Origin of the sequence: Cupriavidus gilardii, assembly GCF_017598945.1 — a bacterium.
GTDB classification, from domain to species: Bacteria; Pseudomonadota; Gammaproteobacteria; order Burkholderiales; family Burkholderiaceae; genus Cupriavidus; species Cupriavidus gilardii_E.
The window spans coordinates 224,560-248,983 of sequence record NZ_JAGFTW010000046.1 but is presented as its reverse complement, the minus strand read 5'-3'; the positions used below and the strand labels follow the sequence as shown (position 1 = coordinate 248,983).

The window sequence follows — 24,424 nt, the reverse complement described above, 5'->3', positions numbered from 1 at the left end:
TTCCCTCCCTTTACCGTGCCGCGGCCGCGCGATCGCTCGGCTCGCCGGCTACCTTCGCGGACACCGACATGGCCATCGTATTGAACGACACCCAGGACATGCTGCGCGACAGCGCGCTGACCTTCCTGCGCGAGAACGCGCCGATCTCCGCGCTGCGCGCGATGCGCGACAGCGGCGACCCGATCGGCTTTTCGCGCGAGCTGTGGCAACGCTTTGCCGATCTTGGCCTGGCCGGCGTGCTGGTGCCTGAAGCCTACGGGGGCAGCGGACTCGGCGTGGTCGAGGCCGGCGTCATCATGGAGGCGATCGGCCGCACGCTGGCGCCCTCGCCCCTTCTTTCGACCGCGGTGCTCGGCGCCTCGCTGCTGACGCACTACGGCAGCGATGCGCAACGCGACGCGCTGCTGCCCGCGATCGCCGGCGGCAGGCACCTGATCGCGCTGGCGCTCGACGAAGCGGGCAAGCATCGCCCATTCCGCCTGAACACGCGCGCCGTCCCGCATGCCGGCGGCTACCGGATCGACGGCACCAAGCAGCTGGTCGTCGACGGGCACGTCGCCGATACGCTGATCGTCGCGGCGCGCACCGCCGATGCCAGGCCGGACCAGCGCGACGATGCCGACGACACGCAAGGCATCACGCTGCTGCTGGTGCCGCGCACCACGCCGGGCGTGCGGATCGAACGGGTGGTATTGGCCGACGCCACGCAGGCCGCGCGCATCGTCTTCGACGGCGTGCAGGTGCCGGCGGACGCGGTATTGGGCGAGGTGGAGGCCGGCGGCGCCATGCTGGAGCGCGTGCTCGACATCGGCCGGGCGGTGCTGTCGTCCGAACTGCTCGGCATCGCCGACGAGGCCTTCGCGCGCACGCTGGCTTATCTGAAGGAGCGCCGCCAGTTCGGCAAGATCATCGGCGAATTCCAGGCCCTGCAGCATCGCGCCGCGCATCTGTTCACCGAGCTTGAGCTGACACGCGCCATCGTGCTGCGCTGCCAGCAACGGCTCGACGAGTCCGCGGCGGACGGCCCCGAGCCGCTGGTGTCGGCCGCCAAGGCGAAGGCCGGCAAGACCGCGACGCTGGCCGTACAGGAAGGCGTGCAGATGCACGGCGGCATCGGCATGACCGACGAGTTCGAGATCGGCTTCTTCATGAAGCGCGCGCGCACCGCGCAGGAGTGGCTCGGCGACGCGAACTTCCACGCCGATCGCTGGGCCCGGCTGCGCGGCTACTGACCACCAACATGGGCCGCGCCGCGGCCCGCCCCCCCGGGAAATTCACTAGAACACAGGGCGTCCTTCCGGGTTGTCATCGCTTAGAACGATGAGTATGCTGGGATCGCGACCGGCGCAAAGCCGGTCCCTGCATCGTTCCCGCACAAAAACTGCATTCCGCGTGCCGAAATACCGCCACAGGCAATGACCTGCGGACGGAAACAGGAGACAGCATGGCCGGAGCATCAGCAGAAATCGTGTCGCCGGTATCCCCGCCGGCGTTGTCGCGCCCGGCAACCGGCGCCACCTGCCACGCGAGGCAGCCATGAGCGCCTACCTGATGCGCCGGCTGCTGGCGCTGCTTCCGACGCTGCTGTTCGCCAGCATGATCGTGTTCTCCATCGTGCGGCTGGTGCCGGGCGACGTGGTCGACCTGATGCTGAGCCAGAACGACATCAGCGCCGACGTGCGCAGCCGCGAGGAACTGATGCAGCTGCTGGGCCTCGACCGGCCGATGTGGCAGCAATACCTGCACTGGATCGGCAATATCGTGCTGCACGGCGATCTCGGCGTGTCGCTGTGGCAGGGCGAGCCGGTGCTGAAGATGGTGATGGCGCGCATCCCGGTGACGCTGTCGCTGGGCGCGATTGCGCTGGTGGTCGCGTTGTCGGTGGCGCTGCCGATCGGCGTTCTCGCGGCGATCCGGCAGGACAGCGCGGCGGACTACGTGGCGCGCTCGTTCTCGATCCTGATGCTCGCGGTGCCGAGTTTCTGGCTGGGCACGATGGTGATGGTGTTTCCGTCGGTCTGGTGGGGCTGGTCACCGGAGGTTCGCTACGTGCCCTTCCGTGAGAATCCGCTGCAGCATCTGCAGCAGATGCTGGTGCCGGCGATCGTGCTCGGCATGGCATTGTCGGCGATCACGATGCGCATGACCCGCACGATGATGCTCGAGGTGCTGCGCCAGGACTACATCCGCACCGCGTGGGCCAAGGGGCTGAACGAGCGGATGGTGATCCTGCGGCATGCGCTGCGCAACGCGCTGATCCCGGTGGTGACGCTGGTTGGCCTGCAGGCGCCGCTGCTGATCGGCGGCGCGGTGATCATCGAGCAGATCTTCGCGCTGCCGGGCATGGGGCTGCTGCTGCTCGACGCGGTGCATCAACGCGACTATCCGGTGATCACCGGCGTCTTTCTGGTGGTCGGCGTGGCGGTAATGCTGATCAATCTGCTGGTCGACCTGAGCTACGGATTGTTCGATCCGAAAGTGAGGCATCGCTGATGGCACGTTCCGCGACTCCCCTGACCCCTGTCACGCCAGTTGCTGCGGACGCAGCGGCGGTCGCAGCAACCTCGGCATCGGCGTCCGCAGCAGCATCGGCAGCGCCGCGCCACTGGCCCGGCTTCGGCCTGCTGCGCCGCCTGTTCCGCGACAAGCCGCTCGGCGCCGCCGGCGCGGTGATCTGCGCGATCTTCCTGTTCTGCGGCGTCTTCGCCGATGTGCTGGCGCCTTACGGCGTCAACGAGATCAGCATGCTGCATCGGCTGCAGCCGCCGTCGTGGGCGCACCCGTTCGGCACCGACAACCTCGGCCGCGACATGCTGTCGCGCTGCCTGTACGGCGCCCAGCTGTCCGTGGTGATCGGCCTGTCGGCCGCGACGCTCGCCACCGCGGTATCGGTGCTGCTCGGCATCCTGACCGGCTATCTCGGCGGCAAGTTCGACCTGGTGGTGCAGCGCTTCGTCGATGCGTGGATGAGCTTTCCCGATCTGGTGATCCTGATCGTGGTGGTGTCGGTGCTCGGGCCGGGCAGCTGGCAGATCGTGGTGACGCTGGGCCTGCTGCTCGGCATCGGCGGCTCCCGGATCGTGCGCAGCGCGGTGGTGTCGGTGCGCGAGAACATGTACGTCCATGCGGCGCAGTCGATGGGCGCGTCGACGCCGCGCATCCTGTGGCGCCACATCCTGCCCAACGTGCTGCCGCCGGTGATCGTGCTGTTCACCACGCGCGTCGGCACCGCGATCCTCGCCGAGTCGGGACTGTCTTTCCTTGGGCTGGGCGTGCCGCCGCCCGCGCCGACCTGGGGCGGCATGCTGTCCGGCGACGGCCGCACCTTCATGTTCCAGGGCCCGTGGCTGGCGCTGGCGCCCGGCGCCTGCCTGACCGTGGTGGTCTACGCGATCAACGTCTACGGCGATGCGCTGCGCGACCTGCTGGACCCGCGCATGCGGGGCACCCGGTAATTGGCACCAGTTGCTCCTACCCGATAGCGCGGCACGGATCCATCCCAGACAAGAACAGAGACAGGAGACAGCGATGATCGACAACGACAAGGCGGTCCACCACGCGGCAAAACGGGGAGCGGCCCTCGCCGCAGGTGTCGCGCTCGCCGTGGCTGCCGGCGGCGCCCTCGCGCAAGCGGAGGCGCCGAAGTACGGCGGCACCGTGGAGATCGGCTCGGTCTATCCGACCATCTCGGCGCTGTCGTGGGACCTCGCCGACTGGAACTGGAAGCAGAACTACGACACCGGCCAGGTCTACGAGCAGCTGTTCGTCGCCGACCTCAGCAAGGCCAAGCGCAACGGCGGCAAGTACGCCTTCCAGGCCGATGCCTGGCTGCCCGAGGACGCGATCCGCGGCGAGCTGGCCGAGTCCTGGAAGTGGATCGACCCGCTGACGCTGGAAATCAAGCTGCGCAAGGGGGTCAAGTTCCCCGCCAAGCCCGGCGTGATGGAGGAGCGTGAGCTGGTCGCCGAGGACGTGGTATTCAGCTACGGCCGGCAGGAAGCCAGCGCCAAGAAGATCCCGACCTATTTCGATCACGTCAGCAAGGTCGAGGCGCGCGACAAGCACACCGTGCTGTTCCGCTTCAAGGAGTTCAACGCCGAGTGGGACTACCGCTTCGGCTGGGGCTACTACTCGGGGATCATGCCCAAGGAAGTCGCCACCGCTGGCGCCGCCAACTGGAAGAACGTCAACGGTACGGGCCCGTTCACGCTGACGCAGTTCGTGCAGGGCAACGCCAGCACCTACACGAAGAATCCGCAGTACTGGGACAGCGAGCGCATCGGCAACAAGGACTACAAGCTGCCCTTCGTCGACAAGGTGGTGCTGCGCACGATCAAGGACGAGGCCACGCGCAACACCATGCTGCGCACCGGCAAGATCGACATCATGGAGGGCCTGCGCTGGACCGCGGTCGACGAGCTCAAGCGCAGCGCGCCGCAGCTGCAGTGGTCGCGCTGGCTGTCGTACACCGGCCAGTATCTGGCGATGCGGGTCGATACCAAGCCGTTCAACGATATCCGCGTCCGCCGCGCGCTGAACATGGCGGTCAACAAGCAGGAGATCGTCAAGCAGTACTACGGCGGCAATGCGGAGCTGTTCGCCTATCCGCAGCATCCAGACTATGGCGGCTACTTCGAGCCGCTCAGCGCGATGCCGGACAACGTCAAGGAGCTGTTCACCTACAACCCCGACAAGGCGCGCAAGCTGCTGGCCGAAGCCGGCTATCCGAAGGGCTTTACCTTCAAAGTCCAGGTGTGCGCCTGCAACCCGGACCATATGGAGCTGCTGCCGCTGATCGGCGCCTATCTGGAACAGGTCGGCGTGCGCATCCAGATCCAGCCGATGGAATACGGCGCGTTCCTGTCGGCGATGACGACCAAGACCAACGCCCCGGGCTATCTGATGAACAACGGCCATACCAATCCGACCACGACGATCCGCAAGAGCTTCGTCAGCGGTCAGGTGTGGAACGCCTCGCAGTGGAGCGATCCGAAGTTCGACAAGAAGGTCGAGGAGGCCTTCGAGCTGCGGGACGTCGGCAAGCGGCAGGAAGCGCTGCGCGCGCTGACGCGCGAGATCGTCGCGCAGGCGCCGTATATCTGGCTGCCGACGCAGTACGTCTATACGGCCTGGTGGCCGTGGGTCAAGAACTACGGCGGCGAGCTGCGCGCCGGCGCGGTGCGGCCCGGGCCGATCTATGCCCGCCTGTGGATCGACCAGGAGATGAAGAAGAAGATGGGTTTCTGACCGCTCCCGCGCCAACCCCCGCATCCATAGGAGGCAGCGATGACGCAGCCCATCCTGCAGGTCCGCAACCTGACCACGCGCTTTCGCACCGACCGCGGCGTGGTCACCGCGGTCGATCAGGTCTCGTTCGACGTGGCGCCCGGCGAAACGCTCGCCATCGTCGGCGAATCCGGCTCGGGCAAGAGCGTGACCGCGCTGTCGATCCTCGGCCTGATCCCGCGTCCGCCCGGCTCGATCGACGAAGGCGAGATCCTGTTCGACGGCCAGGACCTGCTGAAGCTCGACGCCGACGCGATGCGCGCGATTCGCGGCAATCGCATCGCGATGATCTTCCAGGAGCCGATGTCGTCGATGAATCCGGCGCTGACGATCGGCAAGCAGATCGCCGAGCCGATCCAGCTGCATCAGAAGCTGCCGTGGAAGACCGCGCTCGGCATGGCCGCCGACCTGCTCGGCCAGGTGCAGATCCCCGAGCCAGCCAGCCGTCTCAATGCCTATCCGCACCAGTTCTCCGGCGGCATGCGGCAGCGCGCGATGATCGCGATGGCGCTGGCCTGCAAGCCGCAGCTGATCATCGCCGACGAGCCGACCACCGCGCTCGACGTCACGGTGCAGGCGCAGATTCTCGATCTGCTGAAGGACCTGGCGCAGCGGCTCGGCACCGCGCTGATCCTCATCACGCACGATCTTGGCGTCGTGGCGCGCTACGCCGATCGCGTCGCGGTGATGTACGGCGGGCGCCTGGTCGAGACGGCGTCGGCCGACGATCTGTACCGCGACCCACGCCATCCCTACACCCGCGGGCTGATGGCCTGCGTGCCGCGGCTCGATGGCGACACCAGCCAGGCGCTGGTGCCGATCGACGGCCAACCGCCGGACCTGACCGGGCTGGGCCCGGGCTGCGCCTTTCAGCCGCGCTGCGCGCTGGCCCAGCCGCAATGCCGGGTCACCCGCCCCGCGCTGCGGATGGCCGCCGACAACCGTGGCGGTCCGGTTCATCTGAATGCGTGCCTGCTGCAGGAGACGCCATGACAGCCACCGCTGCGCTCGAGATGCCATCCGCGAACCACACCGACTTGAAGGGCAACGGCGTGCCTGGGGCCGCGCCGACTCCGGCACCGCGCCCGCGCACCATCGGGCCCGAAATCCTGCGCGTCGAAGACTTGAAGGTGCATTTCCCCGTGACGCGCGGCGTCGTGTTCAAGCGCCAGGTGGGCTCGGTCAAGGCCGTCGACGGCGTGTCGTTCACGCTGCGCCAGGGCGAGACGCTTGGCCTCGTTGGTGAGAGCGGCTGCGGCAAGTCGACCACGGGACTGGCGATCCTGAAGATGCTGGCGGCCAGCGGCGGGCGCATCGACTATGACGGCACCGATCTGGCCCGGATGACGCGCGCGCAGGAGAAGCATTTCCGCCGCAGCGTGCAGATGGTCTACCAGGATCCGTTCGGCTCGCTGAACCCGCGCATGAAGGTGCGCGACATCGTCGCCGAGCCGCTCGAGATCCACGGCATGGCCGGCGATCGCGCGGCCACGCGCTCGCGCGTCGGCGAGCTGCTGGAGATGGTCGGGCTGCTGCCGTATATGGCGGACCGCTATCCGCACGAGTTCTCCGGCGGGCAGCGCCAGCGCATCGGCATCGCGCGTGCGCTGGCGCTCAAGCCCGGCGTGATCGTCTGCGACGAGCCGGTGTCGGCGCTCGACGTCTCGATCCAGGCGCAGGTCGTCAACGTCTTCATGGACCTGCAGCGGCGGCTCGGGCTGTCGTATCTGTTCATCGCGCACGACCTGGCGGTGGTGCGCCATATCAGCGACCGCATCGCGGTGATGTACCTGGGCCGCATCGTCGAGATCGCCGACCGCGACGCGCTCTATGCGCAGCCGCGGCACCCGTACACGCAGGCGCTGCTGTCGGCGGTGCCGGTGGCGAGCGTCGAGGCCGAACGGCAGCGCAAACGCATCGTGCTGCGCGGCGAGGTTCCGAGCCCGATGCATCCGCCGTCGGGCTGCCGTTTCCACACGCGTTGTCCGGTGGCGATGGAGCGCTGCAAGTCGCAGGAGCCGGCGCTGCGCGACAGCGGCAACGGGCAGATGGTGGCGTGCCATCTGTACGAACAGGCGGCCTGATCGTTCCTCGCCACGCCGGAATTGCCGCTATGCCGGCGACAGGATCCCCATCAGCAGCGGCCGCACGAACAGGTCGGCCGCGTTGTCGGCCGAGGCGTCGCGCACCCAGCGCCGCAGCTCGACCGCGGCATTGATCATGCCGTTGATCTGCAGCGCCGCGATCGCCTGATCCATCGGCCGGATCGACCCGTCCTGCATGCCCTGCACCAGGAACCGCACGAAGCGCGCCGACAGCCGGTTCATCGTCAGCATCTTCTCCTTGCGCATTTCCTCGGGCAAGGCGCCGTAGATGGTCAGCCGCAGCAGCGGCCCCTGGCTGGAGAACTGGTAATGCACCAGCGCGCGCGTGGCCGCGCACAACTTGTCCCAGCCGGTGCCCGGGCCGTTCTCGACCAGCGTCTGCGTGCTGCGTATCACATCGAACATCCGGTCGAAGCAGGCGGCGATCAGGTCGTCCTTGTTTTCGTTGTGGTGGTAGAACGAGCCCTTGGTCAGATTGAGCCGCGCCGAGATGCGGTCGGCCGAGGCGCCGCGATAGCCCTGCTCGTTCAGCAGTTCGGTGGCGGCGCGCAGGAAGGCCTGCTGCGTGGTCTCGGGCTGCTCCAGGCAAGGCAGCAGCGCGGCGGTATCGAGCGTCGCGTGCCAACGCGCCGCGCGCGAGCCGATGCCATGCAGCAGCAGATCGATCACCGACTCGGCGACCTTGGGATAGTCCTCGGGCTCGTAGCGCTCGATCCAGACCATCGCGCCGGTCGCCAGCGACAGCAGCAGGTGAGCGCGCGCGCTCAGCACGCTGCGCTCTGCCGCGTCGACCGGGGCCCGCTCGCGCAGCAGCTGGCGGATGCGGCGGAACATGTCGTTGTACGCGCTGAACGCGACCTCGGCGTGGCTGTCTGGCAGCGTGCGGATCTCGCGGAAGCTCATCAGCTCCGGGCGTTCGCCGGTGGCGGTCAACGCCAAGCGCGCGAAGAACAGGCGGATAAAGGCCGCCACCCGTTCGCCGGGCGTCGCCTCCCCGCTGGCCTGCGCCGCGATGCCGACCATCTCGTCGATGGTCCGCAACAGGCAGGCGACCACCAGGTCTTCCTTCTTGCGGTAGTAGTAGGTGATGCTGTTGGTGCTCAGGCCGACGTCCTGCGCGACGTCCGACAGCGTGGTGCCGCGCACGCCCTTGCGATTGAAGCGCATCGCGGCCGCATCGAGAATGGTCTCGCGCTTCTCGACATAGCGGCGCGTCGGGCGGGCTTCGACAGGGTCCTTGAGCATGGAAGGGGTGCGTGGGCGGTCGATCGGTCGGCGGATTATAGCGGGCGGGGTGGCGGCTCATGGCGGGATGCAGACCACCCCCTCTCCCCGGCCCTCTCCCCCTGAGGGGGAGAGGGAGAACACAGTGCGTGTGCTGTCGTGACGCTGGCGGTTTGCCCCCCTTGGGGGAGAGGGAGAACACAGTGCGTGCGCTGTCGTGACGCTGGCGGTTTGCTCCCCTCTCCCGCTCGCGGGAGAGGGGCCGGGGGAGAGGGCACCGGCGCTTGCCCTCGCGAAGACGCTCAATCGAGCCCCCTGCCCCCACGAAACCCATCCCTCAGATCGCGCTTGAGCACCTTGCCGATCGCGCTGCGCGGCAGCTGCGCGCACAGCTCCAGCGCGGCCAGACGCTGCGTCTTGCCGACCTGCGCATTGACCCATTCGCGCAATGTCTCTGCATCCACCGCCGCGCCTTCGCGCAACACCACGAAGGCCACCGGCGTCTCGCCCCAGCTTTGCGACGGCACGCCGACCACCGCGCATTCGACCACGTCGGCATGCTGTTGCAGCACCGCTTCCAGGTCGCTCGGATAGATGTTGAAGCCGCCGCTGATGATCATGTCCTTCTTGCGGTCCATCAGGGTCAGGAAGCCATCCTCGTCGAAGCGACCGACATCGCCCGTGCGGATGAAACGCTTGCCGGTGGCGTCGTACCACTCGGCGGCCGCGGTCTTGTCCGGCTGCTTGTGATAGCCGGCCATGATGGTGTTCGAATGCCCCACCACCTCGCCGATCTGGCCCACCGGCACCTCGTTGCCTTCGTCGTCGATCAGACGGATGTCATGTCCCTCCATCGGCTTGCCGACCGTATGCAGCTTGTCGGGAAACTCGTGCGCGGCCAGCACGCAGCTGCCGCCGCCTTCGGTCATGCCGTAGTACTCGACCAGCCCGCCCGGCCAGCGGCGCAGGATGTCGGCCTTCAGCGCGGCGGACAGCGGCGCGCTGGTCGAGAACTTCATCCGGAACGACGACAGGTCGTAGCGATCGAAATCCTCGCGCGCCAGCAGCCGCTGGTATTGCACCGGCACCAGCATCGCGTGCGTGACGCGGTGCCGCTCGGCCAGTTCGAGGTAGCGCTGCGCGTCGAACTTCGGCATCAGCACCACGGTGCCGCCGAGCGCGAGGGTCGGGATGAAGCTGACCAGCGTGGTGTTCGAATACAGCGGCGTGGCGATCAGCGTCACCGCGTCGGGCCCGTAGCCGCCGCTCTCGTGCGTGCGCCGAATCTGGTTCCAGCGCAGCGCGTGATCGTGCACGATGCCCTTGGGCGCGCCCGTGGTGCCGGACGAATAGATGATGTTGAAGACCTGCCCGTCTCGCAGCGGCATCTCGCGCGGCCGGCTGCCGGTTGGTGCCAGCCATTGCTCGAACGCGTTGCCGGTCGGCGCGCCCCGCAGACCGATGCGCGGCGCCGTGGCTTCGATGCCGGCGCCCTGCAAGGCATCGAGCACCGGCGCGTCGACGAACAGCAGCCTCGCATCCGAGTCGGCGATCATGCCGTCCAGCGCCTGCGGCGTCGATGACGGCGCCAGCGGCGCGATGGCGACGCCGGCGCGCAGCCCACCAAGAAACACCGCCGCATACTCGATCGACGCCGCGGCGCAGATCGCCAGCGCATCGCCCGGCTGCAGGCCATCGCGCTGCAGGGCCGCCGCCACGCGGTCGACCAGCGCGTCGAACTCGCGATACGACAGGCTGTCGCGGTCGTCGATGACGGCGGGATGCTCGGGACGGGCGTTGGCGTGGGCACGGACGCAGTCGGCGAGATTGCCGAGCGGCTGGTCCAGCAGGGATGCGATCTGCATGGCGGAATGTCTCCTGGCGAGGGATGCAGCGACGCGCGCAAGGCAGGCGCGTCGGCCGACTCATTTTTCTAAAAATATCGCTCTCATTGTATTCGGGATGCCGCGCACGCGCGTACACGCTGACGAAGCCAGCCTTTGTCATACCCGAAGCCTGAATCCGGCGCTGCGGCGGTCGGCGCCCGGACGTCGCCCGGAGCTCCATCCCCTACTTGATCCGCTGCTTCTCCAGCTTGCGCGCCAGCGTGCGGCGATGCATGCCGAGCCGGCGTGCCGCCTCGGAGATATTGAAGCCGGTCGCGGCCAGCGTCTCGTGGATGTGTTCCCATTCGAGCGTCTTGATCGAAGTGGGACGGCCGGTAACCTCGACGTCCACATCGCCGGTGGCGCGCTCGAAGGCGGCCTCGATGTCGTCGGTGGTCGAAGGCTTGGCCAGATAGTGGCAGGCGCCGAGTTTGACCGCCTCGACGGCGGTGGCGATGCTGGCATAGCCGGTCAGCACCACGATCAGCATGTCGGCATCGTGGGCATGCAGCGCCTGCACGCAGGCCAGGCCCGAGGCCTCGCCCTTGAGCTTCAGGTCCACCACCGCATAGCCGGGCGAATGCTCCTTCAGCAGTTCGTTCATGCCTTCGAGGCTGGTCGCATGCAGGACCTGGTAGCCGCGCCGTTCGAACGAGCGGCGCAACGTGCGGGCAAAGGCCGCATCGTCCTCGACGATCATCAGCACGCGGCCCTCCGTGGCGGGTTCGTCGGCCGCAGCGGTGTTGTGCTCGGGATCATTTGGCTGCATCTTCGGCCTCCTCTTCCAGCGTGATTGCCGCCAGCGGCAGCTTCATCGTCACCATCGCCCCGCCCTGCGGACGGTTGTGCGCGGACACGCTGCCGCCCAGCGTGCGGGCGACGTTGACGACCAGGAACAAACCCAGTCCGCCGCCCGGCCGGCCCTTGCTCGACTGATAGGGCTTGCCCAGCCGCTCCAGCATCTGCGGCGCAAAACCGGGGCCTTCGTCGAGCACCGACAGCACCAGCGTATCATCCTCGCGCCGCACGTCGAGACCGACCCAGCGCGGCGAGGCTTCCAGCGCGTTGTCGAGTACGTTGCAGACCATCTGCTTGATGGCCGAGTCCGACAGGATCGGCAGGTCCTGGCCGAAGCGGTATTCGTAGGAGAACTCGCCGACCGGCCGCGTCGCGCGCCATTCGGCGACCAGATCGTCGACGAAACGGCGCACCGTGGTTTCCGTCAGCGCCTCGCCGCGCGCCTCGCCCGCCGACAGCAGGATGCCGCTGACGATCGACTTGCAGCGCTGCACCTGCGTCTGCATTTCGCCGAGTTCCTGCAGCAGTTCCGGATCTTTCGAGAACGGCTCCATGCGCCGCCAGTCCGACAGGATCACCGCCAGCGTGGCGAGCGGGGTGCCCAGTTCGTGCGCGGCACCCGAGGCCAGCAGGCCCATGCGGACGATGTGCTCCTCCTCGGCGGCGCGCTGGCGCAGATCGGCCAGATGCTCGTCGCGGGCGCGCAGATTGCGCATGATCCGCGTGATGAAGACCACCAGCAGCGCCGCGTTCAGCACGAAGCAGATCAGCATGCCCTGGATATAAAGGCTGCTCAGCCCCTGCTCGTGATCCGGCGGCAGCGCCAGCGGCTTGCCCACCAGCGCCAGGCCCGCGAAGCACGAGGCCGTGACGACGACGATGACCCAGATCGACCACGCCTGCAGCAGCACCGCGCCAAGGATCACCTGCAGCAGGTACAGAAAGACGAACGGATTGGAGGCGCCGCCGCTCAGATACAGCAGCGCGGTCAGCATGCCGATATCGACCAGCAGCGCGACGAACAGCTGCGTCTGCGAGACCGCGGCGACGAAGCGCAGCCGCAGCAGGCTCAGCGCGTTGAAGGCGATCAGACCGAGCAGCACCGCCAGCATCTGATTGACCGGCAGCGGTACGTCGAGGCCAAAGTGCACCACGCTGATGGTGGCGACCTGGCCGAGCACCGCGATCCAGCGCAGCTCGATCAGCTGCTCCATGTTCTTGCGGGCGGTGGCGTCGAGCGTGCGTTCGCCGCGCCGTTCGGGGGCCGGGGCGCCCTTGGAAGCGGCCAGCGCGGCGCCGGCGGCCTTCGGAGGGGAATCGGTGGAAAGAGGCATCGTCAGGGTCGAAGCGGGATCGAAGCGGCGGGCGGCCCGAGGGCCACTGTCCGCCTGCATCGCAGGTCAATCAAGGGCAGCGCCGAGCGGCATGCCCCGCATTGTCCCTCATCGGCCGCGGCGCAGCCGAAGTTCCTCGCGGCCGACGTACCAGGCGGCGCCCAGCACCATCAGCGCCAACCCGTACCAGGTCAGCGCATAGACCAGATGGCTGTTGTGGAAGGTCACCACGGTCAGCCCGCCGACCGGCCAGCGGCGCGGCGCGTCGGGCGTGCCTGGCACGCTGGAAGTCTCCTGCGGACCGGCATCGGCATCGATGAAGTAAGGCGCGACCCGCTCGAGTCCGCGCGCGGCGGCGATGGCCTGCACATCGCGCGAATACCAGCGCTCCGTTGCGGGATCGTTGCTGCGCAGGAAGCCGCCGCCGGGCTGGCTGATGCGCAGCAGCCCGGTGACCGTGGTCTCTCCCGCCGGCTCGTTGACCGCACGGGTCTCGCGCCCGCGGTACTCCTGCGGCACGAAACCGCGGTTGATCAGCACCACGGTGCCGTCGCGCATCCGCATCGGTGTCATCACCCAGAAGCCGCCGCCGAGCGAGGTGGCGGCCTGCACCAGCGTCTCGCGCTCGTGCAGGAAGATCCCGGTCACGCGGACGTGCCGGTATTCGTCGGCCGCGGCGCTGATCAGCGGCCAGCGCTCCGGCGCCGGCGCGTCGACCGGCGGCGCATGCACGCGCGCCTCGACGCGTTCGATCAGATCGAGCTTCCAGGCGCGGCGTTCGACCTGCCAGGTGCCCAAAGAAAACAGCCCGGCGAAAGCCAGTACCGCCAGCAGCGCCAGCACCGCGAGGGTGGCCGGGCTGCGGGGAACGGGCTTGCGATCCGGGCTGTGTTTTACAGGTCGAGGCGAGGTCAAGGCATCGATTTCATGTCGTGCGTCATCGTCGGCATCATGTTCGTGTTCATGTGATACATGACCCAGAGCGAGCCTGCCAACGTGATGACCACCAGCACGATCGTGAAGATCAGTGCCAGCATGTTCCAGCCGCCTTCCGACTTGGTGTTCATGTGCAGGAAGTAGATCATGTGGACCACGATCTGCACGGCGGCAAAGCCCAGAATCACCAGCGCGGTGGTGTTCTGGTTGTCGATGACCTTGCCCATTACCAGCCAGAACGGGATCGCCGTCAGGATCACCGACAGCACGAAGCCGATCACATAGCTCTTGAGGGTGCCATGCGCGGCGCCGTCGTCGTGATCGTGGTGATCGTCGTGACCATGGCCGTGATCGCCGTGATGGCCGGCCTTGCCCTGGTCGGCCAGGTTCGAGAACGAATAGTCGTGGGCGCTCATACCATGACTCCCATCAGATAGACGAAGGTGAACACGCCGATCCAGACCACATCCAGAAAGTGCCAGAACAGAGACAGGCACATCAGGCGGCGCTTGTTGGCCGCGATCAGGCCGTGCTTGTTCAGCTGGAACATCAGCGTGATCAGCCAGATGATGCCGAAGGTCACGTGCAGGCCGTGGGTGCCGACCAGCGTGAAGAACGACGACAGGAACGCGCTGCGCTGCGGCACCGCGCCTTCATGGATCAGGTGCGAGAACTCGTACAGTTCGAGGCCGACGAAGGCCGCGCCCAGCAGGCCGGTGATGGCCAGCCACACCATCGTGCCCTTGAGCTTGTTGCGCTGCATCTCCAGCATCGCGAAGCCGTAGGTGATCGACGACAGCAGCAGCATCGACGTGTTCAGCGCCACCAGCGGCAGGTCGAACAGGTCGGCGCCCGACGGGCCGGCCGCATAGCTGCGGCCGAGCACGCCATGCACGGCGAACAGGCAGGCGAAGATGAGGCAGTCGCTCATCAGGTACAGCCAGAAGCCCAGCATCGTACCGTTCTGCGGATGATGCTCGGTCGGCAGGTAGAAGCGCAGCTCGTTGGAGCCGCCGCGGACCGGCGCGCCGCTGGCGCCGGCCGGTTGGGTTGCGATGGTGTCAAGCATGTTGTGCAAGCAGGCGGGTGCGTTCTTCCTCGGTGCGGACCACGTGCTCCGCCGGGATGTAGTAATCACGCTGATAGTTGAAGGTGTGGCCGATCGCGACCGCCAGCAGGGCGATGAACGAGACGGCGGCCGGCAGCCACATGTGCCAGATCAGCGCGAAGCCCAGGACCGTCGACAGGCCGGCGAGGATGATGCCCGCACCGGTGTTCTTCGGCATGTGGATCGGCAGGAAGCCCTTCTGCGGACGCTGGTAGCCGCGGTCCTTCATCTGCCACCAGGCGTCGTTGTCGTGCACCACCGGCGTGAACGCGAAGTTGTACGCGGGCGGCGGCGACGAGGTCGACCATTCCAGCGTGCGGCCATCCCACGGATCGCCGGTCACGTCGCGCAGCTGCGCGCGGCGCTTGAAGCTGACCACCAGCTGGATCAGGAAGGCGGCGATGCCGATCGCGATCAGGAACGCACCGAAGGCGGCGACCTGGAACCAGATCTGCAGCGACGGATCGGTGAAGTGGCTGACGCGGCGGGTCACGCCCATCAGGCCCAGCACGTACAGCGGCATGAACGCGGCATAGAAACCGACCAGCCAGAACCAGAACGACACCTTGCCCCAGAATTCGTCGAGCTTGAAGCCGAACGCCTTCGGAAACCAGTAGTTGATGCCGGCGAACAGGCCGAACAGCACGCCACCGATGATCACGTTGTGGAAGTGGGCAATCAGGAACAGGCTGTTATGCAGCACGAAGTCGGCGGGCGGCACGGCGAGCAGCACGCCGGTCATGCCGCCGATCACGAAGGTCACCATGAAGCCAACCGTCCACAGCATCGGCACTTCGAAGCGGATGCGGCCGCGGTACATCGTGAACAGCCAGTTGAAGATCTTCGCCCCGGTCGGGATCGAGATGATCATCGTCGTGATCCCGAAGAACGAGTTGACGCTGGCACCCGACCCCATCGTGAAGAAGTGGTGCAGCCAGACCAGGTACGACAGCACCGTGATCACGACCGTCGCATAGACCATCGACGCATAGCCGAACAGGCGCTTGCGGCAGAAGGTCGACACCACTTCCGAGAAGATGCCGAACGCCGGCAGGATCAGGATGTACACCTCGGGGTGGCCCCAGATCCAGATCAGGTTCACGTACATCATCGGGTTGCCGCCGAAGTCGTTCGTGAAGAAGTTGGTGCCGACGTAGCGGTCCAGCGACAGCAGCGCGAGCACGGCCGTCAGCACCGGGAAGGCGGCGACGATCAGCACGTTGGTGCAGAGCGAGGTCCACGTGAAGACCGGCATCTTCATCATCGTCATGCCCGGGGCGCGCATCTTGACGATGGTCACGAGCAGGTTGACGCCGGAGAGCAGTGTGCCGATCCCCGCTATCTGCAAGGCCCAGATGTAGTAATCCACCCCCACGTCCGGACTCTGCAGGATGCCGGACAGCGGCGGATAGGCCAGCCAGCCCGTCTTGGCGAATTCGCCGACGAACAGCGACACCATCACCAGCACGGCGCCGGCGGTGGTCATCCAGAAGCTGAAGTTGTTCAGGAACGGGAAGGCCACGTCGCGCGCGCCGATCTGCAGCGGCACCACGTAGTTCATCAGGCCCGTGACCAGCGGCATCGCCACGAAGAAGATCATGATCACGCCGTGGGCGGTGAAGATCTGGTCGTAGTGATGCGGCGGCAGATAGCCCATGTTGTCGCCGAAGGCGATCGCCTGCTGCAGACGCATCATGATCGCGTCGGCGAAGCCGCGCAGCAGCATCACCAGACCGAGCACGATGTACATGATGCCGATCTTCTTGTGGTCGATGCTGGTGAACCACTCGTGCCACAGGTAGCCCCAGGCGCGGAAGTACGTCAGCGCGCCCAGAAGCGTCAGGCCGCCGAGCACGACCGCCGCGAAGGTGGCGATCAGGATGGGCTCGTGAAGCGGGATCGCCTCCCAGGAGAGACGGCCGAAAATGAGCTTGGTGAGGTCAAAACTGTCAAGCATGCTGGTCAACGCCGGCTACAGCGCGTTGTGTAAGAGGAAGCTGGGGAAGCGTCACGGCGGCGGATTCGCCGGCCGGCGCAAAGGTGGACGCCGCGGGGCCGAAGGCACCGGAACCGTCCGGATCGGCGACCGTGCACATGCCGCCGACATAGCTGCGCACCGGCGCATCCTGCAGGCCCAGGCGGGCGCGGGTGGCCGGGTCGAGCGTGGCGACGTTGAAGGCGCCGGGCTTGCCCTGGCCGCCCTGCTCGTCGATCGCCATCATTTCGTTCATGCACATGCGGTTCGCTTCGACGCAGCGGTTCAGGATCTTGTCGTACAGACCCTTGTCCACGCTGGCGTAGTAGCGCACCGGTTCGCGTTCGCTCGGCTGTTCCAGCTTCAGATAGTCCTCGCGCGTCAGGGTCTGGCCGCTGGCCTTCGCCTTGGCAATCCAGGCATCGAAGCCCTGCTCGTCCAGGCCGTGGAACTTGAAGCGCATGCCCGAGAAGCCGGCGCCGCTGTAGTTGGCCGACAGGCCCTCGTACTCGCCCGGCTTGTTGATCACGGCGTGCAGCTTGGTCTCCATGCCCGGCATGGCGTAGATCTGCCCTGCCAGCGCCGGCACGAAGAAGGAGTTCATGACCGTCGAGGCGGTGATCTTGAACTGGATCGGGCGGTCGACCGGCGCCGCCATCTCATTGACCGTGGCGATACCGTGCTCCGGATAGAAGAACAGCCACTTCCAGTCCAGCGCCACCACTTCCACCGTCAACGGCTTGACGTTGGTCGGCAGCGAGCGCTTGGCGTCGATCCGCTCCAGCGGCCGGTACGGGTCCAGCGCATGGGTGCTGACCCAGGTGATCGCGCCCAGCGCGATGATGATCAGCAGCGGCGCCGACCAGATCACCAGTTCCAGCGTCGTGGAATGGTCCCAGTCGGGCGAGTAGGTGGCGTTCTTGTTCGACGCCCGATACCGCCAGGCGAAGAACAGCGTCAGCGCGATCACCGGGACGATGATCAGCAGCATCAGCGCCGTGGAGATGTATATTAGGTTACGTTGCTGTACCGCAATGTCACCCGAGGGAGACAACAACACAGCATTACAACCTGTCAATAGGGTAATGGCGGGCAGCAAAATCAACCCGCGAATGGTATTAATGAGGGGCATTGCCGGCAGAGGAAATAGCGTAGCCGTCTTTGGGGAGACTGGTACTACGAATGCTTCGGGTGCGACGGACGCAGCTTTTACAACCGAGGCGAAATGTACTCTATTCGGCAAGCGCGGAGAATTGGACATTTTGTCCCAATGGTCGCGGCGCCTGGCGGGCGCGTCCGTCCGGCGTAGCGCTATCCTGATTTAGCGAGGAAGCATGTCGAGTATCACGCACGATTCGCAAGCGCCTTTCCCTTCACTCGCCACCAGCGACGACCGACCGCATTCGCCGGTCGCCCCGAGCGAGATCGCCACCGGCGTCGTCATCGGCCGGGCCTCCGAGTACTTCGACTTCTTCGTCTACGGCATCGCCTCGGTGCTGGTCTTCCCGTCGGTGTTCTTCCCGTTCGTCGGGCGGCTGGAAGGGACACTCTACGCCTTCACCATCTTTGCGTTCGCCTTTATCGGCCGCCCGCTGGGCACCGCGCTGTTCATGGCGATCCAGCGACGGTGGGGCCGCGGCGTCAAGCTGACCGCCGCGCTGTTCCTGCTCGGCTGCTCGACGGTGGGCATCGCCTTCCTGCCCGGCTATGCCTCGCTGGGCCAGAACGCCATCGTGATGCTGGCGGTCTTCCGCTTCCTGCAAGGGGTGGCCTTCGGCGGCTCCTGGGACGGCCTGCCCTCGCTGCTGGCGCTGAACGCGCCACCCGACCGGCGCGGCTGGTACGCGATGCTGGGCCAGCTGGGCGCGCCGATCGGCTTCCTGGTCGCCAGCGGCCTGTTCCTGTACCTGCACGCCAACCTGGCGGCGGACGACTTCCTGAATTGGGGCTGGCGCTATCCGTTCTACGTGGCCTTCGCCATCAACGTGGTCGCGCTGTTCGCCCGGCTGCGGCTGGTGGTGACCGAGGAATACACCCGGCTGCTGGAGGAAGGCGAGCTGGAGCCGATCAGCACCCGCGAGATGGTGCGCGGCCAGGGCTACAACATCTTCATCGGCGCCTTCGCCTCGCTGGCGAGCTACGCGCTGTTCCACCTGGTGACGGTGTTCCCGCTGTCGTGGCTGGCGCTGCAGGCCACCCAGGGGGTCAACAGTGTGCTGAAGGTGCAGATCGCCGGCGCGCTGGTCGGCATCGTCGGCACCATCCTGTCGGGCTGGATCGCCGACCGCATCGGCCGACGCACCACGCTGGGCCTGCTGGCCACATTGATCGGCGTGTTCAGCCTGTTCACGCCGATGCTGCTCGGCGGCGGCGAGGCGGCGCAGGACCTGTTCATCCTGATCGGCTTCCTGCTGCTCGGCCTGTCCTACGGCCAGGCCTCCGGTACCGTGACCTCGAACTTCGAACGGCGCTTCCGCTATACCGGCGCGGCGCTGACCTCGGACTTCGCCTGGCTGTTCGGCGCGGCCTTCGCGCCCCTGGTCGCCCTCGGCCTGTCGGTCAAGTTCGGCCTGGTCGCGGTCAGCATCTATCTGCTGTCCGGTGTCGCGTGCACGATGCTGGCGCTGCGCATCAACCGCGCGCTCGAAACGCGCGACTGACGACCCGCCACCGAGACGGGCGCGGCGGCGCGAGCCGCCGCGCCGCTCCTCCCAGCCCCCTTCCGGCCTGCCGGCCGTGCCGGGGCGCCACAGCTCTCTCGCCCCGGCGCTCGCCGCTATATATATAGCGGCGGGTCCGCGGCGCCCCCGTGGCCGGGGCGCCGGCATTGGCAAACGCCTTGTCCGCCAGCACAATCTCCCTGTCGCCACTCTCGCTTCACACCATGCCACTCCTGGCAGAACATCACGACTGTTCCGGCTGGCACGGCGAAATGGCCGAGCGCATCGGCGCGTTCGACTGGTCCACCACCGAGCTTGGCCCGATCGACGGCTGGAGCCCCAGCCTGTGCGCCGCGGTCCGGCTTCTGCTTGCCTCGCCGGTGCCGATGGTGATGTTGTGGGGCCGACAGGGCTACATGATCTACAACGATGCCTACGCCGTGTTCGCCGGCGGCCGGCATCCATATCTGCTCGGCTGCCCGGTGGAACTGGGGTGGCCCGAAGTGGCCGACTTCAACCGGCACGTGATGCAGACCTGCCTCGCCGGCGGCACGCTGTCCTTCCGCGACAAGGAACTGGTGCTGCTGCGCAACGGACGTCCCGAGGACGTCTGGATGGACCTCTATTACAGTCCGGTCGCCAATGACGACGGCGTTCCGGCCGGCGTGCTGGCGGTGGTGGTCGAGACCACCGAACGCGTGCTGACCGAGCGCTGGCGGCAGGAAGCCGAGACCGCGCTGCAGCAGGCCAACGAACGGCTGCAACTGGCGCTCAACACCGGCGCGGTGCTCGGCACCTGGGTCTGGGACATCGCCTCGGACACCTTGACCGGCGACGAACGCTTCGCGCGGACCTTCTCGGTCGGGCTGGCGCAAGCGATCCGGGGCGTGCCTCGCGAAATCATCAACGCCGTGATCCACCCGGACGACATCGAGGAGCTGGCCCGCCTGACCGACGAGGCGATCCGCACCGGCGCGCCGTTCCGTGCCGAATACCGGATCCGGCGCGCGCACGACAGCTATCTCTGGGTCCAGGCCAACGGCCAGTGCGAATTCGACTCGCATGGCGAGCCCTACCGCTTCCCGGGCGTGCTGATCGACATCGACGAGCGCAAGCTGGCCGAGCAGGCACTGCGGCAGCTGACAGAGACGCTGGAAAAGCGCGTCGCGGACGCGATCGCGGCGCGCGCGCTGGCCGAGGGCCAGTTGCGACAGGCCCAAAAGATGGAGGCGATCGGCAACCTGACCGGCGGCATCGCTCACGACTTCAACAACGTGCTGCAGGTCATCAGCGGCAATCTGCAGATGCTCGCCGCCGAAGCCGGCGACAACCCGATCGCGCAGGGCCGCATCGCCACCGCCGCCAACGCGGTGCGCCGCGGCGCCAAGCTGGCCTCCCATCTGCTGGCCTTCGCGCGCCGCCAGCCGCTGTCGCCGGCGGTGATCCACCCCGGCCGGCTGATCGGCGGCATGGCGGAGATCCTGCATCGCGCGCTGGGCGAGGCGATCAAGGTCGAAACGCTGACGCCCGGCGATCTGTGGAACGTCAAGGCCGACCGCAACCAGCTCGAGAACGCGCTGCTGAACCTGGCCATCAACAGCCGCGACGCCATGCGGGGCGGCGGCACGCTGACGATCTCGGCCGGCAACGTCGTGCTCGACGGTGTGCCGTCGTCCGACGCGGACACCTGGACCGCCAACGCGCCGGAGCGGCCGGTCGGCGACTACGTGGTCTTCCGGGTGGCCGACACCGGCACCGGCATGACCGCCGACGTGCTGGAACACGCCTTCGAACCGTTCTTCACCACCAAGGCGGATGGCCACGGCACCGGCCTGGGCCTGAGCATGGTGTTCGGCTTCGTCAGGCAGAGCGGCGGCCATATCGCGATCCACAGCACGGTCGGCCGCGGCACCACGGTGCAGATGTTCTTTCCCCGCTGCCTCGAAGCGGAGACGCCCGAGGCCGCCGAGCAGGAGCCCGCGCCGGTTGGCGGCGGGGAGACGATCCTGGTGGTCGAGGACGATCCCGATGTGCGCATCACCGCCGTCGAGATGCTGGCCCAGCTCGGCTATCGTGTGCGCATCGCCCCCAATGGCGACGCCGCCTGGTCGCTGATCGACAGCGGCATCGGCATCGATCTGCTGTTCACCGACGTGATCATGCCGGGCACGATCAAGGGCGGCGAACTGGCGCGTCGCGCGGCGCAGCGCCAGCCGCCGATTCCGGTGCTGTTCGCCTCCGGCTACACGCGCGACGAAATCTTCCACCTCGGCAAGCTCGACCACGGCGTGACGCTGCTGAACAAACCCTATCGGCGCGACGATCTGGCCCGGGCGGTGCGGGCCGTGCTGGACGCGCATCGCCGCAACAGCGGTCCGACGCCGGTCCAGCTCTCCCCGTCTGTGCGGGATGGTGTGGCCGCTGCCGTCCTGCTGGTCGAGGACGACGTGCCGTCGCGCGAGGCGATGCAGGAAGTGCTGCAGGGTTTCGGTCTCGATTGCGCCGCGGCGGGCTCGGCGGAAGAAGCGCTGCAGATCGCGGGCGCGCGGCGCTTCGATGTGCTGCTGACCGATATCACGCTGCCCGGCATGGCTGGCGACGCGCTCGCGGTGGCGCTGCGCGCCCAGCAACCGCATATCGACGTGGTGCTGATGACCGGCTATGGCGCCGGTGCCGATCTGCAGGAGCCGATCGCCGGCGCGCGCGTGCTGGGCAAGCCGATCGATCTGTCGACGCTGCGGCGCGAACTCGGACCGTGGATGGGTGATATCGAAGCGGTGCAATAACGGCGCAACCGCCGGCATCCTGCCGCGACCTAGCGCGGCGGCGGCCGCCGCTTGTACCAGGCATAGCCCGGCTCGACATCGGCCGCTCCGGGATGCCCGACGCTATACGGATTCTCCGACACCATCGTCACGAACCCGACCGGCTCCCCGGCGCGCTGCCGCGCCCGCAGCGCCTCGCAACGCGCCAGCACGGCGGCCAGCTGATCCGAGCCGTAATCCTCTGCATGCGCGGTCGGCACGCCGTCGGCACGCCGTCGGGGTCGTAGGTGGTCCAATAGACTTTGTACATACCGCTCTTGCGGTGGAAACGTCGCGCGCCGGGTCCGCTTGCAAGCGGCACCGCATGCCGAATCTTCGACGGCAATGAGTGCGTTGTCATGCTGCGGTGCGTCCAGCGTAGCGCGCGTGTTCGGATTCGTGCCGGCACTATCGAAAGGCGCGAAGTCCCCTCGCCTTCGATTCGAGGACCGGATGTAACGAGAGCGCCGGGAAGCTAAGATCGGCCGTTGTGCTTGTTGGCACGCATGAATGCGAAAAGGGCGCTTATTAGGCGCCCTTTTCAAATCCCAGCCCCGGAGTCTGAGCACTGACTGTTTGGCACCCCCACTTGCGCGGGTCGTGGCCAGGAGAAGACCTTGCCGGGGATTACTTGGCGAGTATAGCAGGACGAAAATTCCCCATGCAAGGCTTCTACCCTGCGCTCCAGCGTACGTTCTCGGCGACCCGGCTGCATGCCTACCACGATGGCGAACCCGATCCGCCGAAGCTCGACATCACCGCCCGCTATGCGCACAACATGGATGTCGCGATGCGTTTGTCTCCCGCGCTGCATGTGTTGGAGGTATCGCTGCGCAACGCCATGCACAACGCATTTTCGGCCAAGTATGGAACCGGAAGGTGGTACGAAAGGGCGGCATTGCTGGGCCACAAGCAGATCGGCCAGATTGCCGTGGCCAGGACCAACCTGCATAAAGCGCAAAAGACCGAAACGCCGGATCGGCTCATTGCCGAGCTGACGATGGGGTTTTGGGTAGGCTTGTTTGGGGGCTACTACGAGCCCTACTGACGCGCGAATCCGGAGTTGCTAAAAGCGATCTTTCCGCATGCACCCCGCTATCTGCGGCAACGCAACGCAATCAGTGCGCTCCTGCAACCGTTAAGGACCTTGCGCAACCGCGTGTCCCATTGGGAGCGCGTGGCACATTTGCCGGACTTGGCGCAACGAAAGCAGGAAATTGACCGCGTCGTTCGCTCGCTTTGCCCGGCGGCAGCTTGCCTGCTGACGCACTCCGACCCATTTGAGGGAGCACTCGCTCCTGCGGCATTGAACGCATGGCGGACGAAGGTGCAGCCTTGCTTCGAGCCGGAGCAATAAATCATTACCGTTCGTACGAACACTTCGCGCGGAAGCGTGAGCTCACGACGCACTAACTCCTCCAATTGTGAACGACTGCAAAGAGTGCGCTTCGAGTCATGACATTGCCGTAAGCGGCACCTAGAATCCACCCGCACGCTGCGACCTATCGGACGTCGCCCCCGCGTGTCCGTGCGGCGCGCCACATTCAAATCGGGAGAAGGATCCATGCACTTCAAGCGCCCCCTTGCCGAGGCCTTCGGCACGTTCTGGCTCGTATTCGGCGGCTGCGGCTCGGCCGTTCTGGCCGCCGCCTTTCCGCACCTGGGCATCGGCTTTGCCGGCGTCTCGCTGGCCTTCGGCCTGACCGTGCTGACCATGGCCTATGCGGTCGGTCCGGTGTCGGGATGCCACCTGAATCCGGCCGTGACGGTCGGCCTGGCGACCGCGGGCCGCTTCCCGTGGAAGGAAGCGCCGGTCTATATCGTGGCGCAGGTGATCGGCGGCGCGCTCGCAGCGCTGGTGCTGCTGCAGCTGATGGACGCCAAGCCGGGCTTTGACGTTACCGTCAGCGGCCTGGCCGCCAATGGCTTCGACGCCGGCTCGCCGTCGGGCTTCGGCATGATGCCGGTGTTCGCCACCGAGGTGCTGGCCACCTTCTTCTTCGTGCTGATCATCCTGGGTGCGACGTCGCAACGCGCACACGGCGCGCTGGCGCCGCTGGCGATCGGCCTGTGCCTGACGCTGATTCACCTGGTCACGATCCCGGTGTCGAACACCTCGGTCAACCCGGCCCGCTCGACCGGCCCGGCGCTGATGGTCGGCGGCATGGCCATGCATCAGCTGTGGCTGTTCTGGGTGGCGCCGATCGTCGGTGCCATCGCCGCCGGCGTGGTCGGCCGCGTGCTGTACACCGACGACGAATAAGCGACAGGGCCAGCGACAGAGATAGAGCAACAGAAACGGCCCGGC

General features: G+C 66.9%; 20 protein-coding genes. 10 read left to right on the top strand and 10 right to left on the bottom strand.

What is annotated here, in order from left to right; genetic code table 11:
• The first annotated feature begins 68 nt into the window (after nt 1-68).
• From J5T34_RS18195 to J5T34_RS18170, 6 genes are all read left to right on the top strand, one after another.
• Nucleotides 69-1,232 (top strand): acyl-CoA dehydrogenase family protein, encoded by a 1,164-nt coding sequence (locus J5T34_RS18195; protein ID WP_208581453.1) that lies wholly within the window; start codon nt 69-71, stop codon nt 1,230-1,232.
• Between the two features lie 304 nt (nt 1,233-1,536).
• Nucleotides 1,537-2,493 (top strand): ABC transporter permease, encoded by a 957-nt coding sequence (locus J5T34_RS18190; RefSeq protein ID WP_174105037.1) that lies wholly within the window; start codon nt 1,537-1,539, stop codon nt 2,491-2,493.
• A 128-nt stretch (nt 2,494-2,621) separates the two neighbouring features.
• Nucleotides 2,622-3,455, top strand: a complete 834-nt coding sequence (locus tag J5T34_RS18185; RefSeq protein ID WP_208581500.1) for an ABC transporter permease — start codon at nt 2,622-2,624, stop codon at nt 3,453-3,455.
• A gap of 73 nt (nt 3,456-3,528) precedes the next feature.
• Nucleotides 3,529-5,247: an ABC transporter substrate-binding protein gene (locus J5T34_RS18180; protein WP_208581450.1), complete on the top strand. Its 1,719-nt coding sequence runs from the start codon at nt 3,529-3,531 to the stop codon at nt 5,245-5,247.
• Nucleotides 5,248-5,286: 39 nt separating this feature from the next.
• Nucleotides 5,287-6,279 carry an ABC transporter ATP-binding protein gene (locus J5T34_RS18175; protein WP_208581448.1) on the top strand — a complete coding sequence of 331 codons (993 nt, stop codon included), beginning with the start codon at nt 5,287-5,289 and terminating at the stop codon, nt 6,277-6,279.
• Entirely contained in the window at nt 6,276-7,370 is a 1,095-nt protein-coding gene (locus tag J5T34_RS18170; protein ID WP_244259031.1) for an ABC transporter ATP-binding protein, read from the top strand. The genes J5T34_RS18175 and J5T34_RS18170 overlap by 4 nt, the downstream gene beginning before the upstream one ends.
• Before the next feature lie 27 nt (nt 7,371-7,397).
• Here J5T34_RS18170 and J5T34_RS18165 read toward each other — a convergent pair whose 3' ends face one another.
• From J5T34_RS18165 to cyoA, 9 genes are all read right to left on the bottom strand, one after another.
• Entirely contained in the window at nt 7,398-8,636 is a 1,239-nt protein-coding gene (locus J5T34_RS18165; RefSeq protein WP_208581446.1) for a TetR/AcrR family transcriptional regulator, read from the bottom strand.
• 281 nt (nt 8,637-8,917) lie between these two features.
• On the bottom strand, nt 8,918-10,480 hold the full coding sequence (locus J5T34_RS18160; RefSeq protein WP_208581444.1) for a class I adenylate-forming enzyme family protein: 1,563 nt from the start codon (nt 10,478-10,480) through the stop codon (nt 8,918-8,920).
• Between the two features lie 205 nt (nt 10,481-10,685).
• Nucleotides 10,686-11,270, bottom strand: a complete 585-nt coding sequence (locus tag J5T34_RS18155; RefSeq protein WP_208581442.1) for a response regulator transcription factor — start codon at nt 11,268-11,270, stop codon at nt 10,686-10,688.
• Nucleotides 11,257-12,633: an ATP-binding protein gene (locus tag J5T34_RS18150; RefSeq protein ID WP_208581440.1), complete on the bottom strand. Its 1,377-nt coding sequence runs from the start codon at nt 12,631-12,633 to the stop codon at nt 11,257-11,259. The genes J5T34_RS18155 and J5T34_RS18150 overlap by 14 nt, the downstream gene beginning before the upstream one ends.
• Before the next feature lie 108 nt (nt 12,634-12,741).
• The gene (locus J5T34_RS18145; RefSeq protein ID WP_432207681.1) at nt 12,742-13,548 is read right to left on the bottom strand and encodes an SURF1 family protein; all 807 of its coding nucleotides are present in this window, start codon (nt 13,546-13,548) and stop codon (nt 12,742-12,744) included.
• Nucleotides 13,545-13,985, bottom strand: coding sequence for a cytochrome o ubiquinol oxidase subunit IV (cyoD, locus tag J5T34_RS18140; RefSeq protein WP_174106308.1), 441 nt, complete (start codon nt 13,983-13,985; stop codon nt 13,545-13,547). Before cyoD ends, J5T34_RS18145 begins: the two co-directional genes overlap by 4 nt.
• Nucleotides 13,982-14,638: a cytochrome o ubiquinol oxidase subunit III gene (cyoC, locus tag J5T34_RS18135; protein ID WP_006577860.1), complete on the bottom strand. Its 657-nt coding sequence runs from the start codon at nt 14,636-14,638 to the stop codon at nt 13,982-13,984. The genes cyoD and cyoC overlap by 4 nt, the downstream gene beginning before the upstream one ends.
• Nucleotides 14,631-16,634 (bottom strand): cytochrome o ubiquinol oxidase subunit I, encoded by a 2,004-nt coding sequence (cyoB, locus tag J5T34_RS18130; protein ID WP_208581438.1) that lies wholly within the window; start codon nt 16,632-16,634, stop codon nt 14,631-14,633. Before cyoB ends, cyoC begins: the two co-directional genes overlap by 8 nt.
• Entirely contained in the window at nt 16,627-17,784 is a 1,158-nt protein-coding gene (cyoA, locus tag J5T34_RS18125) for a ubiquinol oxidase subunit II (RefSeq protein ID WP_174106445.1), read from the bottom strand. Before cyoA ends, cyoB begins: the two co-directional genes overlap by 8 nt.
• 202 nt (nt 17,785-17,986) lie before the next feature.
• Here cyoA and J5T34_RS18120 point away from each other — a divergent pair, with 202 nt between their 5' ends.
• Both J5T34_RS18120 and J5T34_RS18115 read left to right on the top strand, forming a co-directional pair.
• Nucleotides 17,987-19,312, top strand: a complete 1,326-nt coding sequence (locus tag J5T34_RS18120) for an MFS transporter (RefSeq protein WP_208581436.1) — start codon at nt 17,987-17,989, stop codon at nt 19,310-19,312.
• A gap of 224 nt (nt 19,313-19,536) precedes the next feature.
• Nucleotides 19,537-22,098: a hybrid sensor histidine kinase/response regulator gene (locus tag J5T34_RS18115; RefSeq protein WP_208581434.1), complete on the top strand. Its 2,562-nt coding sequence runs from the start codon at nt 19,537-19,539 to the stop codon at nt 22,096-22,098.
• A 29-nt stretch (nt 22,099-22,127) separates the two neighbouring features.
• On the opposite strand, the gene J5T34_RS18110 is transcribed toward J5T34_RS18115, so the two are convergent.
• The gene (locus J5T34_RS18110) at nt 22,128-22,337 is read right to left on the bottom strand and encodes a hypothetical protein (protein ID WP_208581432.1); all 210 of its coding nucleotides are present in this window, start codon (nt 22,335-22,337) and stop codon (nt 22,128-22,130) included.
• Nucleotides 22,338-22,777: 440 nt separating this feature from the next.
• On the opposite strand from J5T34_RS18110, the gene J5T34_RS18105 reads away from it, so the two are divergent.
• Both J5T34_RS18105 and aqpZ read left to right on the top strand, forming a co-directional pair.
• Nucleotides 22,778-23,164 carry a hypothetical protein gene (locus tag J5T34_RS18105; RefSeq protein WP_208581430.1) on the top strand — a complete coding sequence of 129 codons (387 nt, stop codon included), beginning with the start codon at nt 22,778-22,780 and terminating at the stop codon, nt 23,162-23,164.
• 516 nt (nt 23,165-23,680) lie between these two features.
• Nucleotides 23,681-24,379 carry an aquaporin Z gene (aqpZ, locus tag J5T34_RS18100; protein WP_208581428.1) on the top strand — a complete coding sequence of 233 codons (699 nt, stop codon included), beginning with the start codon at nt 23,681-23,683 and terminating at the stop codon, nt 24,377-24,379.
• Nucleotides 24,380-24,424: the final 45 nt, after the last annotated feature.

Bases quoted from the DNA above. Each gene is read 5' to 3' on its own strand.
- J5T34_RS18190 (WP_174105037.1), top strand. From the start codon at position 1,537: ATGAGCGCCTACCTGATGCGCCGGCTGCTGGCGCTGCTTCCGACGCTG.
- J5T34_RS18115 (WP_208581434.1), top strand. From the start codon at position 19,537: ATGCCACTCCTGGCAGAACATCACGACTGTTCCGGCTGGCACGGCGAA.
- aqpZ (WP_208581428.1), top strand. From the start codon at position 23,681: ATGCACTTCAAGCGCCCCCTTGCCGAGGCCTTCGGCACGTTCTGGCTC.
- J5T34_RS18155 (WP_208581442.1), bottom strand. From the start codon at position 11,270: ATGCAGCCAAATGATCCCGAGCACAACACCGCTGCGGCCGACGAACCC.
- cyoC (WP_006577860.1), bottom strand. From the start codon at position 14,638: ATGCTTGACACCATCGCAACCCAACCGGCCGGCGCCAGCGGCGCGCCG.
- J5T34_RS18120 (WP_208581436.1), top strand. From the start codon at position 17,987: ATGTCGAGTATCACGCACGATTCGCAAGCGCCTTTCCCTTCACTCGCC.
- J5T34_RS18105 (WP_208581430.1), top strand. From the start codon at position 22,778: ATGCAAGGCTTCTACCCTGCGCTCCAGCGTACGTTCTCGGCGACCCGG.
- cyoA (WP_174106445.1), bottom strand. From the start codon at position 17,784: ATGCCCCTCATTAATACCATTCGCGGGTTGATTTTGCTGCCCGCCATT.
- J5T34_RS18175 (WP_208581448.1), top strand. From the start codon at position 5,287: ATGACGCAGCCCATCCTGCAGGTCCGCAACCTGACCACGCGCTTTCGC.
- cyoB (WP_208581438.1), bottom strand. From the start codon at position 16,634: ATGCTTGACAGTTTTGACCTCACCAAGCTCATTTTCGGCCGTCTCTCC.
- J5T34_RS18150 (WP_208581440.1), bottom strand. From the start codon at position 12,633: ATGCCTCTTTCCACCGATTCCCCTCCGAAGGCCGCCGGCGCCGCGCTG.
- J5T34_RS18160 (WP_208581444.1), bottom strand. From the start codon at position 10,480: ATGCAGATCGCATCCCTGCTGGACCAGCCGCTCGGCAATCTCGCCGAC.
- J5T34_RS18195 (WP_208581453.1), top strand. From the start codon at position 69: ATGGCCATCGTATTGAACGACACCCAGGACATGCTGCGCGACAGCGCG.
- cyoD (WP_174106308.1), bottom strand. From the start codon at position 13,985: ATGAGCGCCCACGACTATTCGTTCTCGAACCTGGCCGACCAGGGCAAG.
- J5T34_RS18165 (WP_208581446.1), bottom strand. From the start codon at position 8,636: ATGCTCAAGGACCCTGTCGAAGCCCGCCCGACGCGCCGCTATGTCGAG.
- J5T34_RS18170 (WP_244259031.1), top strand. From the start codon at position 6,276: ATGACAGCCACCGCTGCGCTCGAGATGCCATCCGCGAACCACACCGAC.
- J5T34_RS18180 (WP_208581450.1), top strand. From the start codon at position 3,529: ATGATCGACAACGACAAGGCGGTCCACCACGCGGCAAAACGGGGAGCG.